18 protein-coding genes are annotated in these 18,898 nt (G+C 32.7%); 15 read left to right on the top strand and 3 right to left on the bottom strand.

The window, feature by feature from the left end; translation table 11 throughout:
* Positions 1-17: 17 nt before the first annotated feature.
* Genes JM80_RS04725 through JM80_RS04715 form a run of 3 tightly spaced genes read right to left on the bottom strand, consistent with a single transcriptional unit; the run spans position 18 to position 2,830 of the window.
* Positions 18-1,154: an ATP-binding protein gene (locus tag JM80_RS04725; protein WP_144709352.1), complete on the bottom strand. Its 1,137-nt coding sequence runs from the start codon at positions 1,152-1,154 to the stop codon at positions 18-20.
* A 26-nt stretch (positions 1,155-1,180) separates the two neighbouring features.
* The gene (locus JM80_RS04720; protein ID WP_038505291.1) at positions 1,181-1,939 is read right to left on the bottom strand and encodes an SDR family NAD(P)-dependent oxidoreductase; all 759 of its coding nucleotides are present in this window, start codon (positions 1,937-1,939) and stop codon (positions 1,181-1,183) included.
* A gap of 15 nt (positions 1,940-1,954) precedes the next feature.
* Positions 1,955-2,830: an aldo/keto reductase family oxidoreductase gene (locus JM80_RS04715; protein WP_013620713.1), complete on the bottom strand. Its 876-nt coding sequence runs from the start codon at positions 2,828-2,830 to the stop codon at positions 1,955-1,957.
* Between the two features lie 222 nt (positions 2,831-3,052).
* Between JM80_RS04715 and JM80_RS04710 the strand changes: the two genes are divergently transcribed.
* From JM80_RS04710 to rimK, 15 genes are all read left to right on the top strand, one after another.
* Positions 3,053-3,241, top strand: coding sequence for a hypothetical protein (locus JM80_RS04710; protein WP_144709351.1), 189 nt, complete (start codon positions 3,053-3,055; stop codon positions 3,239-3,241).
* Between the two features lie 334 nt (positions 3,242-3,575).
* Positions 3,576-4,577 (top strand): MoxR family ATPase, encoded by a 1,002-nt coding sequence (locus JM80_RS04705; protein WP_013620715.1) that lies wholly within the window; start codon positions 3,576-3,578, stop codon positions 4,575-4,577.
* Positions 4,578-4,659: 82 nt separating this feature from the next.
* Positions 4,660-5,526 carry a DUF58 domain-containing protein gene (locus JM80_RS04700; protein WP_034645684.1) on the top strand — a complete coding sequence of 289 codons (867 nt, stop codon included), beginning with the start codon at positions 4,660-4,662 and terminating at the stop codon, positions 5,524-5,526.
* Positions 5,526-7,199 (top strand): hypothetical protein, encoded by a 1,674-nt coding sequence (locus JM80_RS04695; RefSeq protein ID WP_144709350.1) that lies wholly within the window; start codon positions 5,526-5,528, stop codon positions 7,197-7,199. Before JM80_RS04700 ends, JM80_RS04695 begins: the two co-directional genes overlap by 1 nt.
* Positions 7,200-8,198, top strand: a complete 999-nt coding sequence (locus tag JM80_RS04690) for a VWA domain-containing protein (protein WP_038505298.1) — start codon at positions 7,200-7,202, stop codon at positions 8,196-8,198.
* 15 nt (positions 8,199-8,213) lie between these two features.
* Entirely contained in the window at positions 8,214-9,260 is a 1,047-nt protein-coding gene (locus JM80_RS04685) for a VWA domain-containing protein (RefSeq protein ID WP_038505299.1), read from the top strand.
* Positions 9,261-10,148 (top strand): tetratricopeptide repeat protein, encoded by an 888-nt coding sequence (locus JM80_RS04680; RefSeq protein ID WP_013620720.1) that lies wholly within the window; start codon positions 9,261-9,263, stop codon positions 10,146-10,148.
* 8 nt (positions 10,149-10,156) lie between these two features.
* The gene (locus JM80_RS04675) at positions 10,157-11,935 is read left to right on the top strand and encodes a BatD family protein (RefSeq protein ID WP_144709349.1); all 1,779 of its coding nucleotides are present in this window, start codon (positions 10,157-10,159) and stop codon (positions 11,933-11,935) included.
* Between the two features lie 2 nt (positions 11,936-11,937).
* Positions 11,938-12,690 (top strand): tetratricopeptide repeat protein, encoded by a 753-nt coding sequence (locus JM80_RS04670; protein WP_013620722.1) that lies wholly within the window; start codon positions 11,938-11,940, stop codon positions 12,688-12,690.
* A gap of 64 nt (positions 12,691-12,754) precedes the next feature.
* Complete coding sequence (locus JM80_RS04665) at positions 12,755-13,030, top strand: hypothetical protein (RefSeq protein ID WP_013620723.1); 276 nt, start codon at positions 12,755-12,757, stop codon at positions 13,028-13,030.
* 244 nt (positions 13,031-13,274) lie between these two features.
* Positions 13,275-13,904: a carbonic anhydrase family protein gene (locus tag JM80_RS04660; RefSeq protein ID WP_013620725.1), complete on the top strand. Its 630-nt coding sequence runs from the start codon at positions 13,275-13,277 to the stop codon at positions 13,902-13,904.
* 122 nt (positions 13,905-14,026) lie between these two features.
* Entirely contained in the window at positions 14,027-15,892 is a 1,866-nt protein-coding gene (locus JM80_RS04655; protein ID WP_144709348.1) for a SulP family inorganic anion transporter, read from the top strand.
* Between the two features lie 81 nt (positions 15,893-15,973).
* Positions 15,974-16,993: a phenylalanine--tRNA ligase subunit alpha gene (gene pheS, locus JM80_RS04650; protein ID WP_144709347.1), complete on the top strand. Its 1,020-nt coding sequence runs from the start codon at positions 15,974-15,976 to the stop codon at positions 16,991-16,993.
* 23 nt (positions 16,994-17,016) lie between these two features.
* Positions 17,017-17,412 carry a hypothetical protein gene (locus tag JM80_RS04645; protein ID WP_034646685.1) on the top strand — a complete coding sequence of 132 codons (396 nt, stop codon included), beginning with the start codon at positions 17,017-17,019 and terminating at the stop codon, positions 17,410-17,412.
* A 71-nt stretch (positions 17,413-17,483) separates the two neighbouring features.
* On the top strand, positions 17,484-18,875 hold the full coding sequence (gene rimK, locus JM80_RS04640; RefSeq protein WP_013620729.1) for a 30S ribosomal protein S6--L-glutamate ligase: 1,392 nt from the start codon (positions 17,484-17,486) through the stop codon (positions 18,873-18,875).
* The last annotated feature ends 23 nt before the right edge of the window (positions 18,876-18,898 follow it).

Genomic DNA, 18,898 nt, shown 5'->3' with positions numbered 1-18,898 from the left:
TTCTTAACTAGGCAGGTTTAATTATACTTTACTTTTCTTAAAATTCTAAAAGCCTCTTTTAAAGACATATACACATTTTTATTGTGTTTTTTTATTAATGGTTTTGCTCTTTCCATTTGTAAAAATGCATCAGGAAAATCATTTAAAAAACAAATTAAATAAATGTCTGGCAGCTGTTGCAAATCTGCTTCTTCTTGTTTTGTTAGCTGTTGTTGCTTTTCTAACTTATCTACTAAAGTATTGGTTGCATTAAAAATATGATGCAATGATTTTTTATTGTATTGTGGCGGATTAAATATTAAAGTACTTTGTATAAAATACTTTCCGTTATCATTAAAATTTAAAATTACTTTTTCAAACGGATAATACTTTTGTTGCTTACCCAAACCCAATTGCACATACTCTGTAGTGGTAAAAGAATCGTCATTAAAGGCTATTGTTATTTCATCTAAATTAGAATAAAACAGTTTTACTTGCTCGTTAATTAATTCTATATCTACCCTGGAATAGAATGTTTGGTCTTTTATTTTTTTTTGATTTCCGGCCCAACAAACCACAAACTGTTCTTTAAAAACTTTATAATTACTTGTTAGGTCTTTATGACGGTTGCTTATAAAGTCTATAACACCATCTAAAGTAAGTTCTATGTTATTTTTGGCGTGTTTCTCTATAGTTGCAACTGCTGCAGAATTAATATCTTTTAGTTCTACATTATATGCTTTTGGCAAGCTTATACTACCCTCTCTAAAAAATACAGAGCCACCGTAATATTTCCAAATATTTTTACGCAGTGCACATACTTTACCATTAGATTTTATGGTTACTAAACCCACCACTTTACCTTCTGGAAGCTGAGGAAACGGTATGTTTTCATAAGAAATTAAAGGAGGATTATCTAAATAAGCATTTACTAAATTTTGTATTTTACTATCATCAAAAAAATCTACACCAACTATTGTGTTATCTTCATCTTCTACGCCAATTACAATAAATGAATTGTTGTGAGGATTACTATTTGCTAAAGCGCATACGTGCTTTAAAAATTTTGCTTTGCCTTCTTTTTGACCAATATCTATAAAGCGCTTTTTGTCATAAAAACTATTCTCGTCATTATGAGCCAGAAGGTTTTTAACTAAAAGTCGCTTATTAATCATTTTAAAAGTGCTGCGTTACAAAAAAATCAGTTTTTATTTACAATTGTACTACTTGCTTGTGCTGTACTCATTACCACCAAATCTGCAATATTTACATGGTATGGCCTGGTTACAACAAAATGTATTATATCTGCAATATCTTCGGGTTGTAATGGTTTAAAGCCTTGGTAAACTTTTGCCGCTTTTTCTGTATTTCCCTTAAACCTTACTTCACTAAATTCGGTTTCTACCATTCCTGGATTTACAGCACCAATTTTAATATTATACGGATTTAAATCTATACGCATTCCTTGATTTATGGCATCTACAGCGTGCTTACTAGCACAATACACGTTGCCTTTTGGGTATACCTCTTTACCAGCTGTAGAACCAATATTTATAATGTGCCCAGACTTTTTAGCTATCATATTAGGAATTACAGCTTTAGAAACATATAACAACCCTTTAACATTAATATCTAGCATTGCGTCCCAGTCCTCTAAACTTCCATCTTGTATAGGCTCTAAACCGTGAGCATTACCTGCATTATTTATTAAAATATCTATATCTAAAAACTCTGGCGGCAGACTATTAATTTGTTCAAAAACAGTTGTTTTGTTGCGTACATCAAAAGTTAAAGTGTGCACAGCAACCTCTTTCTCTAACTCCCTTTTAAGCGTATCTAAACGCTCTTGTCTGCGTCCGCATAGCACTAAGTTTATATTATTTTGAGCAAATAATTTGGCCGTTGCCATACCAATACCACTTGTAGCGCCAGTAATTAATGCAATTTTATTTTTATTCATTTTTTGTATAATTTTTTAAGGAACAGGATGCCCCTGACTAGCTTTTAACAACACAAACCAATCTTCTAATTCTAACTTAATATCTAAAGCGTTAACAGATGCCGCTATACGTTCTGGAGTAGCAGTACCAACCACAGGATGCACGTTAGCAGGGTGTTTTAAAACCCAAGCCAACAACAACTGATCTTCGGTTGCATTGTATTTTTTAGTAAGTTGGTTTAAACTATCCTTAATACGTTTAGTTTGCTCATTTGTCTCCTTAAAATAAGACCCTAAAGAACTCCAAGCCATTGCCATTCTTTTATTTGTAATACAGTCATCTAAAGTACCGTCATACATAACAGTGTTTTGGGTTAATGAAAACTCTACCTGATTACCAGCAACAGGAACCACAGTCTCAATCATTTGTATTTGCGAAGGTGTAAAATTAGAGACTCCAAAATCTATTATTTTGCCCTGGCTTTTAAGCTGATAAATAGCCTCTGATATTTCTAAAGGATGCATTAATGGACTTGGCCTATGAAGCAATAAAAAATCTATATAATCTGTTTTTAAATTTTTTAAAGATTGATGAACCGACTCAATAATATATTCCTTGTTGTATTGGTAATGTCCAATTTTAGCCTCTCTAGCATCACAAACATATTGTATACCACATTTGGTAATAAGCTGTAAATTTTCTCTAGAAACTCCGCTGTTTGCAAATGCAGCACCAAACATAGCCTCATTTGTATAGCCACCGTAAATATCTGCGTGGTCAAAAGTTGTTATACCAACATTTAAACAATGGTGTATTAGCTTATCTATTTCTGCTGTAGATAAGTTTTTCCCCCAGCTTCCCCAGGTCATTGTACCAGCTATAATTCTCGAGTAATTTTGCGTTATCTTCATAATAGTTGTAAAAGTAAAAAATAAAATCTCCAACAAATAACAATAAGAAATGAATTATAGCAAGAAGTATTTTATTATCGTCCTTTTAAATCCTAGAGTTTTTTTCTTAACTTCATTAAGTTGTTTGTTTTAACAAACGACTTAATTATAAAAAACCTCATACTTATACTTTTCTTTTTAAACTCTTACAATTGTTTTTCTCAACAAGACAATTCTAAAATTATGCAAGAAATTAAACAAACTATAGAATATAAAGAATGGCATTCCTCGTTACTAGCCTATGCCCTTTTTAATTATAAAAAATTTAACCTTACAACATCAAAAGTTTTAAATAAAAGTAGTTATTATTATATTCTAAATGAATTAGGAGATAACAAGGTTGAAAAGAGCGATGCTTTTAGAAAAAACTAGCTACTTACGACTTAAATTTATCTCCAGATGAAGTTTCTAGTATATTTATAAAACCGATTACTCTTGAAGCTAAAGAAAAAATGAACTAATTTTTTGTCCGGTTTTAAAAACTTTTTTCAACTTTTTAAGTACATTCAAAAAATCCTTCTTTTAACTGCTACCATCTGGTTTTCATAACACTATGTGAAAATTAAAAATATTTTCCTTAAATAGTTCATAATAATAGTAGCGTTATACAACATTTAACCTATTATTAACAGCAGAACCGTAAATAAATTAAGATTTTGCGTCTTATTAAATACTTTTATATTTTGCAGAACAATTTTAATGGCTTATGGAAGAAAATACTACAGTAGATATTAGTGCGGTTAACGAGAAAATTGCTCAAGAAAGTGCTTTTATAGATCTACTAATGCTAGAGATGAACAAAGTAATTGTGGGTCAGAAGCATATGGTAGAACGCCTACTAATTGGATTACTAGGACGAGGACACATATTATTAGAGGGTGTGCCAGGACTAGCTAAAACATTAGCAATTAACACTTTATCTAAAGCAGTCCGCGGTGACTTTAGCAGAATACAGTTTACACCAGATTTATTGCCTGCAGATGTTGTAGGTACAATGATATACAATATTAAAGAGAACGATTTCTCTATTAAAAAAGGACCAATATTTGCAAACTTTGTTTTGGCAGATGAGATTAACAGAGCCCCTGCAAAAGTTCAGTCGGCTTTGTTAGAAGCAATGCAAGAAAAACAAGTTACTATTGGTGATGAAACTTTTGTTTTAGAAAAACCTTTTTTAGTAATGGCTACTCAAAACCCTGTTGAGCAAGAAGGTACGTACCCACTGCCAGAGGCACAAGTAGACCGTTTTATGTTAAAAACAGTAATTGACTATCCTAAAATTAATGAGGAGCAGTTAATTATGCGTCAAAACTTAAAAGGTTCTTATGATGAGGTTAAACCTGTGGTTACTGTACAGCAAATATTAAATGCACAAAAAGCTGTAAAGGAAGTATATATGGATGAAAAGATTGAAAAATATATCTTAGACATCATATTTGCCACACGTTACCCAGAAAAATACAATCTAGAAAATTTAAAACCACTTATAAGTTTTGGAGCATCTCCTCGTGGTAGTATAAACTTAGCTACAGCAGCTAAATGTTATGCTTTTATAAAACGTAGAGGGTATGTTATTCCTGAAGATGTTAGAGCCATTGTACATGATGTGTTAAGACATAGAATTGGAATAACTTATGAGGCTGAAGCAGAAAACATTACTTCTGAAGAAATAATTAACAAGATTGTAAACGAAGTAGAAGTGCCTTAAATCAGTCGTCAGTTATATGTCGTGGTTCTGTTTTTATACAAACAAAAACTACAATCTAATAATGTACACTGCAAACTGAAAAATGGATACTAAAGAATTACTTAAAAAAGTACGAAAAATTGAGATAAAAACTAGACGTCTCTCTAACCACATATTTGGTGGAGAGTACCATTCTACGTTTAAAGGACGTGGTATGACGTTTAGTGAGGTGCGCCAATACCAATTTGGCGATGATGTACGTGCTATAGACTGGAACGTTACCGCACGTTATAACGAACCTTACATTAAAGTTTTTGAGGAAGAAAGAGAACTTACAATGATGCTTATGGTAGATGTAAGTGGCTCTGAAAACTTTGGTACAACCAATCAGTTTAAGAAAGATATTATTACAGAAATATCTGCTACACTTGCTTTTTCTGCACTTCAAAACAATGACAAAGTTGGTTTAATTTTATTTTCTGATGAAGTAGAGCTCTTTATTCCTCCAAAAAAAGGAAAAAGTCACGCATTGCGCATTATTAGAGAGCTGTTAGAATTTACACCAAAAAGCACTAAAACAAACTTATCTGAAGCCCTAAAGTATTTAACCAATGTAATGAAAAAGAAAGCCATAGTATTTGTGCTGTCTGATTTTATTACTGATAATTATTTACAAACGTTACGCATTACTGGTAAAAAACATGATGTTACAGGCATACGTATTTTTGATGAAAGAGAAGAAACTATACCAAACATAGGTATGGTACAAATGCAAGATGCAGAAACTGGTGCCATAAAACTTATAAACACACAATCTAAAAAAGTAAGGTTAGCTTATGGTAAGTACTACCAAGATAAAGTAACTTACTTTAAAGAAACATTTACAAAATCGGGCTGCGGAACACTAAGCTGTAGGGTAGACGAGAGTTATGTTAAAAAGCTATTAGGCTATTTTAAGCGAAGAGGATAATGACAATTAGTAGCAAGCAAATAATTAGTACAAGTAACACATTACTAAAAATAATGTGTGCCTTAGCGTGCCTTGTTTTTGGTTCATTTTTTAGTTATGCCCAAAACCAACCTAAAATAACAGCAGATATAGATACTACTGCTATTAGAATTGGTGAGCAAATTAAATATACCATTTTTGTAGATGCAGATTCTACCGCACAAGTGTTGTTCCCTGAAGACCAAACCTTTTCTCCTTTAGAAATGGTTGAGGCCTTAGAAATAGATACCACAAAGTATAAAGACCGTATTACATTACAGCGTTCTTATGCCCTTACTCAGTTTGATTCTGGTGCTTATACCATTCCTATACAACGTATAGAAATTAATGGTAAAGCTTTTTTTACAGATTCTTTAAGGGTTAATGTTGGTACTGTTAAAGTAGATACTTTTGCTCAAAAAATGTACGACATTAAACCACTTATGGAGGTAGAAAAATCTTCTTCATTCCCTTGGTTGCTAGTTAGTATTATTGTAGCTAGTTTACTAGTGGTTATAGGTTTAATTTACTGGTTTATTTTACGTAAAAAACCATTAACTGACGAAGAAAAAATAGCGCTATTACCACCATATGACCGAGCAATTATAGAACTTAAAAAACTAGAAAATTCTAAATACATTATACAAGATGAGTATAAGGAGTATTACTCTGAGCTTACCACTATTGTACGTTCTTATTTAGAGGAAGATGTAAAAATATCTGCCCTAGAAAGCACTACAGACCAGCTTATTACCAAGCTAGAACTTTTAAAAGATGCAGGGCAATTAAAGTTAGATAATGATACTATATCACAATTTAAACGTGTTTTGCAAACTGCAGATTTAGTAAAATTTGCCAAAAAGAAACCAGAAACTTCTATTGCAGAACAAGACCGCGTGGCAATAGCTCAGATTGTAGAAAAAACACATGAGGCGTTACCAGAGCCTACAGAGGAAGAATTGCTTAAAAATGAAGAATACCTAGAAGAATTAGCGCGTAAAAAAGAAAAGAAAAAATGGATTATTGCCATTGCCACTTTTGTAGGTGCTTTATTAATTGGTTTAGGGGTCTTAATTAAAGTATACGGCTTTAAAACAGTAAAGGACACAGCTTTAGGCCACCCTGTAAAAGAATTATTAGAGAACGATTGGATACAAAGCTCTTATGGCTACCCACCAATACAAATAGAAACACCAGAGGTTTTAATTAGACAAGAAGTTAATTTGCCTCCAGAGGCTAAAGCAAATATTAAAGAACTGCAATTGTTCACCTATAAAAGCAACAAAACACTGTTTGCTGTTAGTGTTTCATCTGCAACATTTGCTAATCCGCAAACAGAACCAGATTTTAATCAGGTAGCAGAAAAAATATTGGCAGAGTTTGAGGCTTCTGGGACTAAAAATATAACCACAAAGCAAGAGGAGTTTAATACATTTTCATCTGACACTAAAGGCTTAAAAATATATGGTTCTGGCAAGTTTAAAATGCCAAATTCTAAAGAATTGGTTAATGGTGAGTATGCAATAATTTGTTTTGGGGGCAAAGGTTTTCAGCAACAAATACTTATAACCTACTTGGCAGATGACGAGTATGCACAACAAATTGCAGATCGCATATTTAATTCAATTGAAGTTAAAGAAGATAAAAAAGAATAAATGTTAGAGAATATCACTTTTGCAAATCCTCAGCTTTTTTGGTTGCTATTATTGCTACCATTGGCTGTGCTATGGTATTTTTTTAAACATAAAGAAGAAACTGCAGCACTAAAAATATCAAGTACACAAGGTTTTACAGATACCAGTATTTTATCTAAATTAAAACCTATACTTTTTGTTTTACGCTTGTTAGCTATGGCTGCAATAATTACCGCCTTAGCACGCCCACAAACTAAAGACGTTTCTACCAGAACAAAAACTACTAAGGGAATAGATATTGTTATGGCTATAGATGTATCTTCTAGTATGCTTGCCAGAGATTTAAAACCAGACAGGCTAACTGCCCTTAAAAAAGTTGCAGCAGATTTTATTAAAAAAAGACCTAATGACCGTATTGGCTTAGTTGCTTATGCTGCTGAAAGTTATACTAAAACACCTATTACTAGTGACAAGTCTATTGTACTATCATCATTACGCCAAATAACGCACGGGCAATTAGAAGATGGCACCGCAATTGGTATGGGTTTAGCAACGGCTGTTAACCGTTTAAAAGACAGTAAATCTAAAAGCAAAGTCATAATATTACTTACAGATGGCGTAAACAACTCTGGATTTATTGAGCCAAAAACTGCAGCAGATTTAGCTGTAGAATATAAAATTAAAACATACACCATTGGTTTGGGTACAAATGGTAACGCATTAACTCCAATTGCTTTTAATCCAGACCGTACTTACAGGTATGGTATGAGGCAAGTAGAAATTGATGAAAAACTGCTGGAAGAAATTGCCACTGTAACAGGCGGACAATATTTTAGAGCTACAGACAATGAAAAGCTTTCCGCTATTTATAATGAAATTAATAAGCTAGAAAAAACAGATATTGAAGAAATTAAATATACCAATTTTGAAGAAAAGTTTAGACCATTAATACTGTTAGCTGGTATTTTACTTTTACTAGAATGGGTAATGCGTAACACTTTATTTAGAAGTTTTATCTAAGATTAAGAAAGACAAATGATACAAATAGACGAAAAAACATATTTCTATTTACTGTTCATCATTCCTGTAATGGTGGTCATCTTTGTGCTGCTTTTAATCTGGAAAAAAAGAGCGCAAAAGAAATTTGCAGATATACACTTACTAAAACGCTTAACACCTACTAAATCTACCTTTAAATCAATTTTAAAATTCTGTGTATTTATTTTAGGATTAACACTTTTAATAGTTGGATTGGCAAACCCTAAAATTGGCACAAAACTTGAAACTGTAAAAAGAGAAGGTGTAGATATTGTTTTTGCTGTAGATGTATCTAAAAGTATGCTTGCAGAAGACATTGCTCCTAGCAGGTTAGCTAAAGCAAAGCGTATTGTTTCAGAAATTATTGCGCAACTTGGTAGTGACCGTATTGGTATTATTGCTTACGCAGGGCAAGCTTACCCACAATTACCAATTACTACAGATTATGGTGCGGCTAAAATGTTTTTACAAGGTTTAAACACCAATATGCTATCATCTCAAGGTACAGCTATTAACCAAGCGTTAGATTTGGCTTCTACGTATTATGACGATGATGAGCAAACAAACAGAGTGTTATTTATAATTTCTGACGGAGAAGACCACTCTGAAGGATCTACAGAAGGTGCAGTAGAAAAAGCAGTAGACCAAGGTATAAAAATATTTACCATTGGGGTTGGCACAGAAAAAGGAGCTCCAATACCTATAAAGCGTAATGGAGTTTTACAAAGTCTTAAAAAAGACTTACAAGGAGAAGTTGTAATTACAAAACTTAACAAAAGCGTTTTAGAAGATATTGCAGATGAAGGTAATGGCCAATTTATAGATGGTACAAATACTAATGATGCTGTAACTATTATTAAAGAAGAATTAAATAAAATGGATAAAACAGAGTTTGAAGCCAAACAATTTTCTGAGTACAAAGACCAGTTTCAATGGTTTATTGGTGCAGGATTGTTCTTTTTATTTATAGATATTTTTCTTTTAGACCGAAAAACAAAATGGCTTCAAAAACTTAATTTGTTTAACGAAAAAGAAGTAGAATAAATGAAAAAGCTAGTATACATTGTTTTTTTAATAGGATGCTTTACTTATGCACAAGATGATGCAGACGTTAAAGAAAAAGAAAAAGCATTAAACACCTCTAAAAATTTAACTTGGGAGGCTAATAAAGAACTATCTGAAAATAATTTTTCACAAGCAGAAGCAAATTACCGTAAAGCAATTTCTAAAAGTTCAGAAAATGCTGTTGCTCCATATAATTTAGGGAGTGCTTATTACAATAAAGAAACGTATAGTGAAGCTTTTGGCAGGTTTAAGCAAGCTGGTGAGTTAGCTAGCAGCAAAGCAGATAAACATAAGGCATACCACAATATGGGTAATGTTTTTATGAAAAACAAAGAGTATGAAAAAGCGGTAGAAGCATACAAAGAAGCTCTTAGAAATAACCCTTCTGATGAAGAAACCAGGTACAATTTTGCCTTGGCTAAAGAGCTACTAAAAAAACAACAAGACGAGCAAAAGAAAAACGACCAAAACAAGGACGACAAAAAAGACAATAAGGAAGACCAAAAAGATAAAAACGAAGACAAAGAAAAGAACGAAGGGGACGGAGACGATAAAAAAGACGACCAAGGAAAAGATAAAGATAAAAAAGACGGCGAAGACAAAAAGGATAAAGGGGACGAAGGAGACAAAGAAAATAAAGATGATAAGGACGGCAAAGGTGACGATAAAAAAGACCAAAAAAAGCCAAATGATAAAGGAGATAAAAAGCCTCAAGACCAACAACAGCAACCAAGGCCTAATCAGCTCTCTAAGCAACAGGTAAAAAACCTATTAAAAGCTATGGAGAATGAGGAGAAAAAAGTTCAAGAAAAAATGGATGCCCAAAAAGTAAAAGGCGCTAAAGTAAAGAACGAAAAAGATTGGTAATTAAACACATGAAAACGAAACTATACATATTATATATTTTAACTTTTTTTACGCTCAGTAGTGCTGTTGCACAAGAAGATAAAGTTACGTTTTCTGTAAAACTTAGTAAAGAAAAACTAGGGCTTAATGAGCGTTTAAAGGTAGAGTTTACCACCAATAAACAAGGTGATAATTTTGTTGCTCCTAATTTTAACGGATTTACTGTATTAATGGGGCCAGCAACATCTATAAGTAGATCTTGGAACAATGGTAAGCGTAAATTTTCATTATCATACTCTTACATTTTACAGCCTACTACCAAAGGAAGTATTACTATAGATCCTGCAAAAATTACTATAGATGATCAAGAATATAAATCTGACGCAAAAACTATAACGGTTACAGATGCTGTTGTAAACCCTAATGCTCCACCCTCTGCTAACGACATAGCTCAAGAAAATTTACATCTTGTTGCAGAAATAAGCAAACCAAACCCTTATTTAAACGAGGCTATTACAGTTGTTTATAAAATGTATGTTAGTCCTTCTATAGAGGTGTCTGGTTTCCAAGCTGTAGACAACCCTAAGTACAATAATTTTTGGAGTCAACATATTCCTGTAAAAAGATACACAACTAAAGATGATACGTATAAAGGAGAAGAATACAGGTCTGTAATTTTAAAACGTGTTGTTCTGTATCCACAAAAAACAGGCAAACTTACTTTAGAGCCACTTTCTTTAGACGTTGGTGTGCAAGTACCTACACAACGAAGGGACTTTTTTGGTGGACCAATATACGCACAAGCCAACTTAAGAGTATCTGCTGGTAACAGGTATATAAATGTTAAACCTTTGCCAGAAGAAGGTAAACCAGCAAGTTTTACAGGTGCTGTAGGAAATTTTAATTTCTTGGTTACCACAAGTAAAACCCATTTAAATGCTTCAGAATCTCTGCAAGCTAAAGTAGAAATTAACGGAAAAGGTAATTTAAAGTTATTTGATATCCCTACGTTAAATTTACCTGGTTCATTAGAGGTTTATGATCCTGAACACGACGAAAAAGTAACTACCTCTTACACCGGTATGGAAGGTAAAATTAGTGACAGTTACACTATTGTACCAGAATACAGAGGCAAATACCCAATACCTAGTATTGCGTTTAGTTATTTTAACCCTAAAACTAAAAAATACCACACGCTTAACTCAGAAGAATTGGTTATAAATGTGGTAGAAGGACCAACTAACACAGAAGATACTGCGGCTAAAAACGCCAACGCAACTACTAAACAAGTTGTAGAAACTAAAGGCAAGCAATTTAATTTTATAAAAACGCAAACCACCCTAAAGCCAATTTCTAATACGTACTTTTTTAAGTCTACGGCTTATTATTTATGGTTATTACTGCCTATATTATTAATTCCTATAGCTATATTGTTGGGTCGTAAAAGAGAAGCAATGGCATCTGACGTAGTGGGTAACAAAGTTAGAAAAGCAAATAAACTGGCTCGTAAATATTTATCTGCAGCCAAGAAAACTCTGGGTAAAAAAGAAGCATTTTATGTTGCCCTAGAAAAAGCGTTGCATAATTATTTAAAAGCAAAACTTAAAATTGAAACATCTGATTTTAGTAAAGATAAAATTACAGATTTACTAAATCAGAAAGGCATAGAACAAAGCACTATAGACGGATTTATATCACTCTTAAAAAACTGTGAAATGGCACGTTATAGTCCGTTTTCTAATGTGCAAATGCAACAAGATTACAATAAAGCAAGTGAAGTAATTTCACAAATGGATAAACAATTATAATCATGAAAAAAATACTATTTATACTTGTTTTATGCGTTTCGTTTTTGGGATATTCTCAAAACAACGACCTATTTAAAAAAGCTACTGATGCTTATAATAATGGCAAGTATGATGCTGCTATAAAAGATTATCTGCAAATAATTGACAACGGCAAGCACTCTGCAGAGCTTTACTACAACCTAGGAAACTCTTACTACAAGCTTAACAAGGTTGCTCCTAGTATTTACTATTATGAAAAAGCACTATTACTAAAACCAAATGACAGCGAAATAAAAAATAACTTAGCGTATGCAAAAAATATGACTTTAGATGTTATTAACCCTTTGCCGGTTACTACACTAAAATCTATTTACAATAAAGTAGTTGGTCATTTTAATTTTGACCAATGGGCATACTTAAGCGTTGTGCTAATAATTTTGTTTGTTATTAGTTATATTGCTTTTAAGTTTTTTAATTACTCAACTAAAAAAAGAATTTCGTTTGTAGCAAGCATCACCTTTTTACTTTTATCAATTACAGCAATTACAGCTGCATATTTAAATTATTCTGATTTTAAAAAAAATAGACCTGCAATTGTTTTTAATGAAGAATCTTTAGTATTAGAGGAACCAAATACTAGAAGCAAAGAAGTATTTAGACTACATGAGGGCACTAAAGTTTTTGTACTTGACGAATTAAAACAGTATTATAAAATAAAATTAGCTGACGGTAAAACGGGCTGGATTTCATCTGAAGAAATAAAAGAAATTAAATAACTTTACGTTTATTACAACCTAATTTAAATTTCAGTTTTATACATTTGCCCTCCTAAAATTTATAATGTTCAAAAAGTTTTCATCCATATTTTTAGCAATTTTACTCGTTGGTTTTATTATTACTCCAACCGTGCTTTTGCATTTAGATGATAGCATAGAAATATCTATAACACTTAATTCTGGTGAGGATGAAGAGTGCAACTCTTTAGAGATTATATCTTCAACCACTAATTGGACTTTTTTACACCCTTTTACATCTAGTATTACACCAGTTTATTATAGCAAAACCTATTCTAAACCACATTTTAACCTACTATTGCCACCTCCAGAGCTAAGTTAACACTTGGTTATATTTTAGCTTTTTTAGACTAAAATACACTACACCCAAAAAGTAAAACAGTACTTTTAAGTCAAATTATTTTATATCTATTTTTAGTTTTAAACTTAGTGTTAGAACCAAAAATTTATCAGCTATAAATTTGCTTTTACGCATATTTACGGACTGACTATTATTAAAATTTAAATTCATTTTTTAGTTTAATATATCAACTAAAAATTCAACTTATATAAAACATAATTATTTTATGAAAGCGCATACAAAAGAAACACAAGCTACAATGACACCAGAAAAGTCATTGCAATTTTTAAAAGAAGGAAACCAAAGATTTCAAAACAATTTAAAAGCTCACCGCAACCTATTAGAGCAAGTTAATGACACTAGTGAAGGCCAGTTTCCTTTTGCAACAATATTAAGCTGTATAGACTCTAGAGTATCTGCAGAATTGGTTTTTGACCAAGGTTTAGGAGATATTTTTAGTGTACGTATTGCAGGTAACTTTGTAAACGAAGATATTTTAGGTAGTATGGAGTTTGGCTGTAAACTAGCAGGCACAAAACTAATTGTAGTTTTAGGACATACTAGCTGTGGTGCAGTAAAAGGAGCTTGTGATAATGCAGAATTAGGAAACTTAACAGCAATGTTAAGCAAAATTAAGCCTGCAGTAGAAGCAGTATCAGAACCAGCAGATGAAAGCTTACGTAACTCTAAAAACTTAGAATTTGTAGATAATGTAGCTGCTAAAAACGTACAACTTACTATAGACAGGATTGTTGCAGAAAGTGAAGTTTTAGCAGATATGCAAAGTAAAGGAGAAATTAAAATAGTTGGTGCTATGTATGATATTAACTCTGGTGCTGTTACTTTTTTTGAGTAATTAAACTAAAAAATAACACAAACTACTTTTTAGTAGTTCTATCATTTTTATTGTATATTATATAACTATTTAGTTCAATTTTTTTGATTGGTAATTGTTCTAAAAAAAATCAATTTAAATCTATGAAAAATCTTTTCTCTAATGTAAAAGGAGATATTTTTGGTGGTATTACCGCTGGTATAGTTGCTTTACCTTTAGCACTAGCTTTTGGAGTTAGTTCTGGCCTTGGTCCTGCTGCTGGTTTATACGGAGCTATTTTTATTAGTTTCTTTGCTGCACTATTTGGCGGTACAAGCACACAAATTTCTGGACCCACAGCACCTATGACGGCTGTAAGTATGGTTGTAATTGCAAGTATTATTGCTGTTCATGATGGCGATGTAGAAAAAGCACTACCATACATATTATCTGTGTTTATTTTAGCAGGATTAATGCAAATTAGTCTTGGTTTACTTGGTATGGGTAAATACATAAAATACATTCCCTACCCAGTAGTGTCTGGTTTCATGACTGCAATTGGGGTTATTATATTGGTTACACAAATACTACCTGCTATTGGTTATTATCCTAAGGAAGATGAAGATTTAGTAAACCAATTTAAACCGCAAGCAGAAGAAATTATATTGCAAAATATCCTAAAAGAAGAAGCTGGCGAAGGTATTTTGGTTTTAGATCACTTTGAAGAAACCATAAAAAGAGCCAATACTGTTACAGATGCAGATACACTTAAAGAAGCAAAAACGTTAGCTGCAAAAGAAGCATCTGGCGTAATAGGTTCTTTAAAAGTACTGCCAAGAGCAATACAATTTATTAGTTGGCTAGAGCTTGCATTAGCAATTGCTACCATTGTTATTATTTATGGCTTTAAACGTATTACAACTGCCGTACCAAGTACCTTAGTGGCACTTATAGCTGTTTCTGGAGTAGCATTTATATTTAAACTGCCATACAGACGAATTGAGGAAATACCTACAGGTATGCCTATGCCTAATATGGCAATATTTACTCAATTTAGCATAACATCTTTAACGCCTTACATTTTTACAGCGCTTACCTTAGCGCTATTGGGTGCCATAGATTCTTTACTAACATCTGTTGTTGCAGATAATATGACAAAGACTAAACACAAGCCTAATAAAGAATTAATTGGTCAAGGTATTGGTAATACCATTGCAGCAATTTTTAATGGTATACCAGGAGCAGGCGCTACCATACGTACGGTTGTAAATATTAATTCTGGTGGTAAAACAAAATTATCTGGTATGGTTGCAGGTATAGTTCTTTTAGTTGTATTATTAGCATTAGGACCTATTGCCTCTCAAATACCAGCAGCGGTATTAGCAGGTATTTTAATTACCGTTGGTATTGGAGTTATGGACTATAAAGGACTAAAAGCTATTCCTAGTTTACCTCGAGATTTAAAAATTGGACCACTTAAAGTAAGCTCAGAAGTAATAATAATGCTTGTAGTTCTAGTACTATCATCGGTATGGAACTTAGTATATGCTGTAGGTATTGGACTAGTTATTGCATCATTAATGTTTATGAAAAAAATAGGCGATCTTACGGCAGAACGCTCAGATGTTAAATCGCTCTTACAAGAAAAAGCCTGGAAGGACGAAGCTAACTTTCCTGATAATTTAAAAGAAGAGGTTTTTATTAAACATATAAAAGGTCCTTTGTTTTTTGGCTCTACTAGTGAATTTCAACAATTGGCTTCACAAATACCTAGTACGGCAAGTACTGTAATTATTAGAACCGGAAGAATGCAGTATATGGACCAGTCCGGACTGTATGCAATGGAAGATGTTTTGGTAGACCTTAAAAAAAATAACGTAAACGTACTTTTTGTAAATCTATTACAACAACCCAAGTACATGATGGAGCGTATAGACATTATTCCTGACCTAATTCCTGTAGAGCATTTGTTCTCTAATTTTGATGATGCTGTTGCCTGGGTTAAAGAAAATGTGAAAGACACCTATTAAATGTGACTACAAAACATTAATTAATACAATCCAATACGGGAATAATTGCTAAATTTGCCGCGTATTGGATTTTTTTGTGTTATGATAGATGAAATAAAAAAACATATTGCATTGGTTAATGAGTTTACCTCAACAGAGCTAGACGCAATAGAAAGTTTTAGAATAAAATATTTAGGTAAAAAAGGATTGTTAAATGACTTTTTTGCTGAGTTTAAAAATGTGCCAAACGAACAAAAAAAGGAGTTTGGCCAAACTATAAATCAGTTAAAAAACGCTGCTACAGAAAAAGTAAGTTCTTTAAAAGATGCTTTAGCTAGCACAACGGTTAGCGATAGTGTTTACGGAGATTTAACACGCCCAGGACAACCAATGTCTATTGGTGCAAGGCATCCAATATCTATAGTAAAAAATCAAATTATAGAGATTTTCTCTAGAATAGGATTTAATGTTTCTGAAGGCCCAGAGATTGAAGATGACTGGCACAATTTTACTGCACTTAACTTGCCAGAATATCACCCAGCAAGAGATATGCAAGACACCTTTTTTATACAAACCAATCCAGATGTTTTGTTGCGCACGCACACCTCATCTGTACAGGTAAGGTATATGGAAGACAACAAGCCACCTATACGTACAATTTCTCCGGGTAGAGTATACAGAAACGAAGCAATTTCTGCTCGTTCTCACTGCTTTTTTCACCAAATAGAAGGTTTGTATATAGATAAAGATGTTTCGTTTGCAGATTTAAAGCAAACATTACAATTTTTTACGACAGAGCTTTTTGGAAAATCTAAAATTCGTTTGCGTCCATCATATTTTCCATTTACAGAGCCTAGTGCAGAAGTAGATGTGTATTGGGGACTAGAAACAGAGTCTGACTATAAAATTACCAAAGGAACCGGTTGGTTAGAAATTGGTGGTTGTGGTATGGTAGATCCTAACGTACTTAAAAACTGTGGTATAGACCCAGAAGAATACTCTGGTTTTGCCTTTGGCGTTGGTATAGACCGTATTGCTATGTTATTACACCAAATTACAGATATTCGTTTATTAAGTGAAAACGATGTTCGCTTTTTAGAGCAATTTAAAAGTGCCTTGTAAAAACAACTTAAAGCTATAAATAGATGAAAAAAGACATCATAATACCAGTGATTAAAGATGTACACGTTGCTATTATACACGAGTTTAACAAGGAGTTTTTAGATAAAGAGTGGAATGTTTATGTACTAAACAACAAAACAGAAACCATAGAAATGGTTTTGGTTGTTTCTAAAGGGTATGATAATGATAGAATAACCTCTACAATGAGACATTCTATTGCTAAGCTAGATGGTAAATCTTATGCTAAAGTAGAAATGGTACAAGAAGATGTTTTACAATTAAACAACGAGTTTTTTGTAACTTTTTTTGCTGATAATAAGCTTTTTGAAAAGCGTTTTGTTTTTGAAAAAAATACGGTTAACGAAGCTAATTTAACTACAATTCCACTTATTGATAAGGACGGAGTTTTAGCAAAATAATAGCCTTAAGGAAACATACATTTGTCAGTTTTTAAGTTACATTCGCACTTTTTAAAATAAAAATTTTACCTATGGGCAATACTACTAAGTTTGATGAATTACAAGTTATTGGAGGAGAAGAGTGGTGTGTTTTTGAAGAATTAGGAATACCTGCTATAAAAGCGCGTGTAGACTCTGGCGCAAAAACATCTTCTATACAAGCTAATAATGTAAAAGTTTACAACAAGGGGGTAGAAGAATGGGTAAAATTTGAGGTAAACCCTATACAAGAAAACAGAAGTGTAACCATTACTTGTGAGGCTCCTTTAGTAGACCGTAGAACGGTAAAAAGTTCTGTTGGTATTTCTGAGGAACGCTTAGTGGTAAAAACCTCTATTAAATTAGGCAACAATATACATAGTGTAGAGCTTACGCTTGCCAACAGAGACACTATGGAATACCGTATGTTATTAGGTCGTGAGGCTATAAACCAACGTTATATTGTTAACCCTGCAGAAAGCTATTGTATGCAAAATTTTTCCGAAGAAGAAATTCAGGAAAAATACGCTTCTCATATGGCCGAAAAATCGGGTTTAACAATTGCATTATTAGCCAGTAATCCTAATTTATACAGTAACAAAAGAATTATAGAGGCTGGTGAAGCTAGAGGTCATGAAGTTGTTTTTTTAAATGTAGAAAACGCTTACATGAAACTAGATACAAAATCGCCACAAATACGCTACAGAGGTGGTAATGTTTTAAATAAGTTTGATGCTGTTATTCCTAGAATTAAGCCATCGGTTACATTTTATGGTTGCGCATTAATTAGACAGTTTGATAATCTTGGTGTGTATTGTTTAAACACAGCAGAAGCAATTACACAGTCTAGAGACAAATTATTTGCCTCTCAGTTATTTTCTAAAAACGATATTGACATTCCTATTACTGGTTTTGCAAAATCTCCAATGGACACCAAAGACCTTATACGTATGGTTAATGGGGCTCCGTTAATAATAAAATTATTAGAAAGCACACAAGGTAAAGGTGTTGTTTTAGCAGAAACAAATAAAGCAGCAGAGAGTGTTATTAATGCATTTAAAAGTGTACAAACAAACATTTTAGTACAAGAGTTTATTAAAGAAGCAAACGGCCAAGACATACGTTGTTTTGTGGTAAACGGAAAAGTTGTAGCATCTATGCAGCGCCAAGCTCAAAAAGGAGAATTTAGAGCTAATATTCACCAAGGTGGTGTTGCATCATTAATTAAAATAACATCTGAGGAGCGTAAATTGGCAGTTAAAGCAGCAAAAATATTAAACTTAGCTGTTGCTGGGGTAGATATTATACGCTCTAATAAGGGCCCTTTATTGCTAGAGGTAAACTCTTCTCCTGGTTTAGAAGGTATAGAGTATGCAACTGGTTTAGATATTGCTAATGTGATGATTAGAGCTATTGAGAAAAAACTCAACTACACATCTAACTAAATAAAAGAAAAATAAAAAAGTCT

The organism is Cellulophaga sp. RHA_52 (genome assembly GCF_007827205.1).
GTDB lineage: Bacteria > Bacteroidota > Bacteroidia > Flavobacteriales > Flavobacteriaceae > Cellulophaga > Cellulophaga lytica.
Note: the sequence above shows the minus strand (reverse complement) of the source record. Positions and strands in the feature narration are given on the sequence as shown.

Bases quoted from the DNA above. Each gene is read 5' to 3' on its own strand.
- JM80_RS04725 (WP_144709352.1), bottom strand. From the start codon at position 1,154: ATGATTAATAAGCGACTTTTAGTTAAAAACCTTCTGGCTCATAATGAC.
- JM80_RS04720 (WP_038505291.1), bottom strand. From the start codon at position 1,939: ATGAATAAAAATAAAATTGCATTAATTACTGGCGCTACAAGTGGTATT.
- JM80_RS04715 (WP_013620713.1), bottom strand. From the start codon at position 2,830: ATGAAGATAACGCAAAATTACTCGAGAATTATAGCTGGTACAATGACC.
- JM80_RS04710 (WP_144709351.1), top strand. From the start codon at position 3,053: ATGCAAGAAATTAAACAAACTATAGAATATAAAGAATGGCATTCCTCG.
- JM80_RS04705 (WP_013620715.1), top strand. From the start codon at position 3,576: ATGGAAGAAAATACTACAGTAGATATTAGTGCGGTTAACGAGAAAATT.
- JM80_RS04700 (WP_034645684.1), top strand. From the start codon at position 4,660: ATGGATACTAAAGAATTACTTAAAAAAGTACGAAAAATTGAGATAAAA.
- JM80_RS04695 (WP_144709350.1), top strand. From the start codon at position 5,526: ATGACAATTAGTAGCAAGCAAATAATTAGTACAAGTAACACATTACTA.
- JM80_RS04690 (WP_038505298.1), top strand. From the start codon at position 7,200: ATGTTAGAGAATATCACTTTTGCAAATCCTCAGCTTTTTTGGTTGCTA.
- JM80_RS04685 (WP_038505299.1), top strand. From the start codon at position 8,214: ATGATACAAATAGACGAAAAAACATATTTCTATTTACTGTTCATCATT.
- JM80_RS04680 (WP_013620720.1), top strand. From the start codon at position 9,261: ATGAAAAAGCTAGTATACATTGTTTTTTTAATAGGATGCTTTACTTAT.
- JM80_RS04675 (WP_144709349.1), top strand. From the start codon at position 10,157: ATGAAAACGAAACTATACATATTATATATTTTAACTTTTTTTACGCTC.
- JM80_RS04670 (WP_013620722.1), top strand. From the start codon at position 11,938: ATGAAAAAAATACTATTTATACTTGTTTTATGCGTTTCGTTTTTGGGA.
- JM80_RS04665 (WP_013620723.1), top strand. From the start codon at position 12,755: ATGTTCAAAAAGTTTTCATCCATATTTTTAGCAATTTTACTCGTTGGT.
- JM80_RS04660 (WP_013620725.1), top strand. From the start codon at position 13,275: ATGAAAGCGCATACAAAAGAAACACAAGCTACAATGACACCAGAAAAG.
- JM80_RS04655 (WP_144709348.1), top strand. From the start codon at position 14,027: ATGAAAAATCTTTTCTCTAATGTAAAAGGAGATATTTTTGGTGGTATT.
- pheS (WP_144709347.1), top strand. From the start codon at position 15,974: ATGATAGATGAAATAAAAAAACATATTGCATTGGTTAATGAGTTTACC.
- JM80_RS04645 (WP_034646685.1), top strand. From the start codon at position 17,017: ATGAAAAAAGACATCATAATACCAGTGATTAAAGATGTACACGTTGCT.
- rimK (WP_013620729.1), top strand. From the start codon at position 17,484: ATGGGCAATACTACTAAGTTTGATGAATTACAAGTTATTGGAGGAGAA.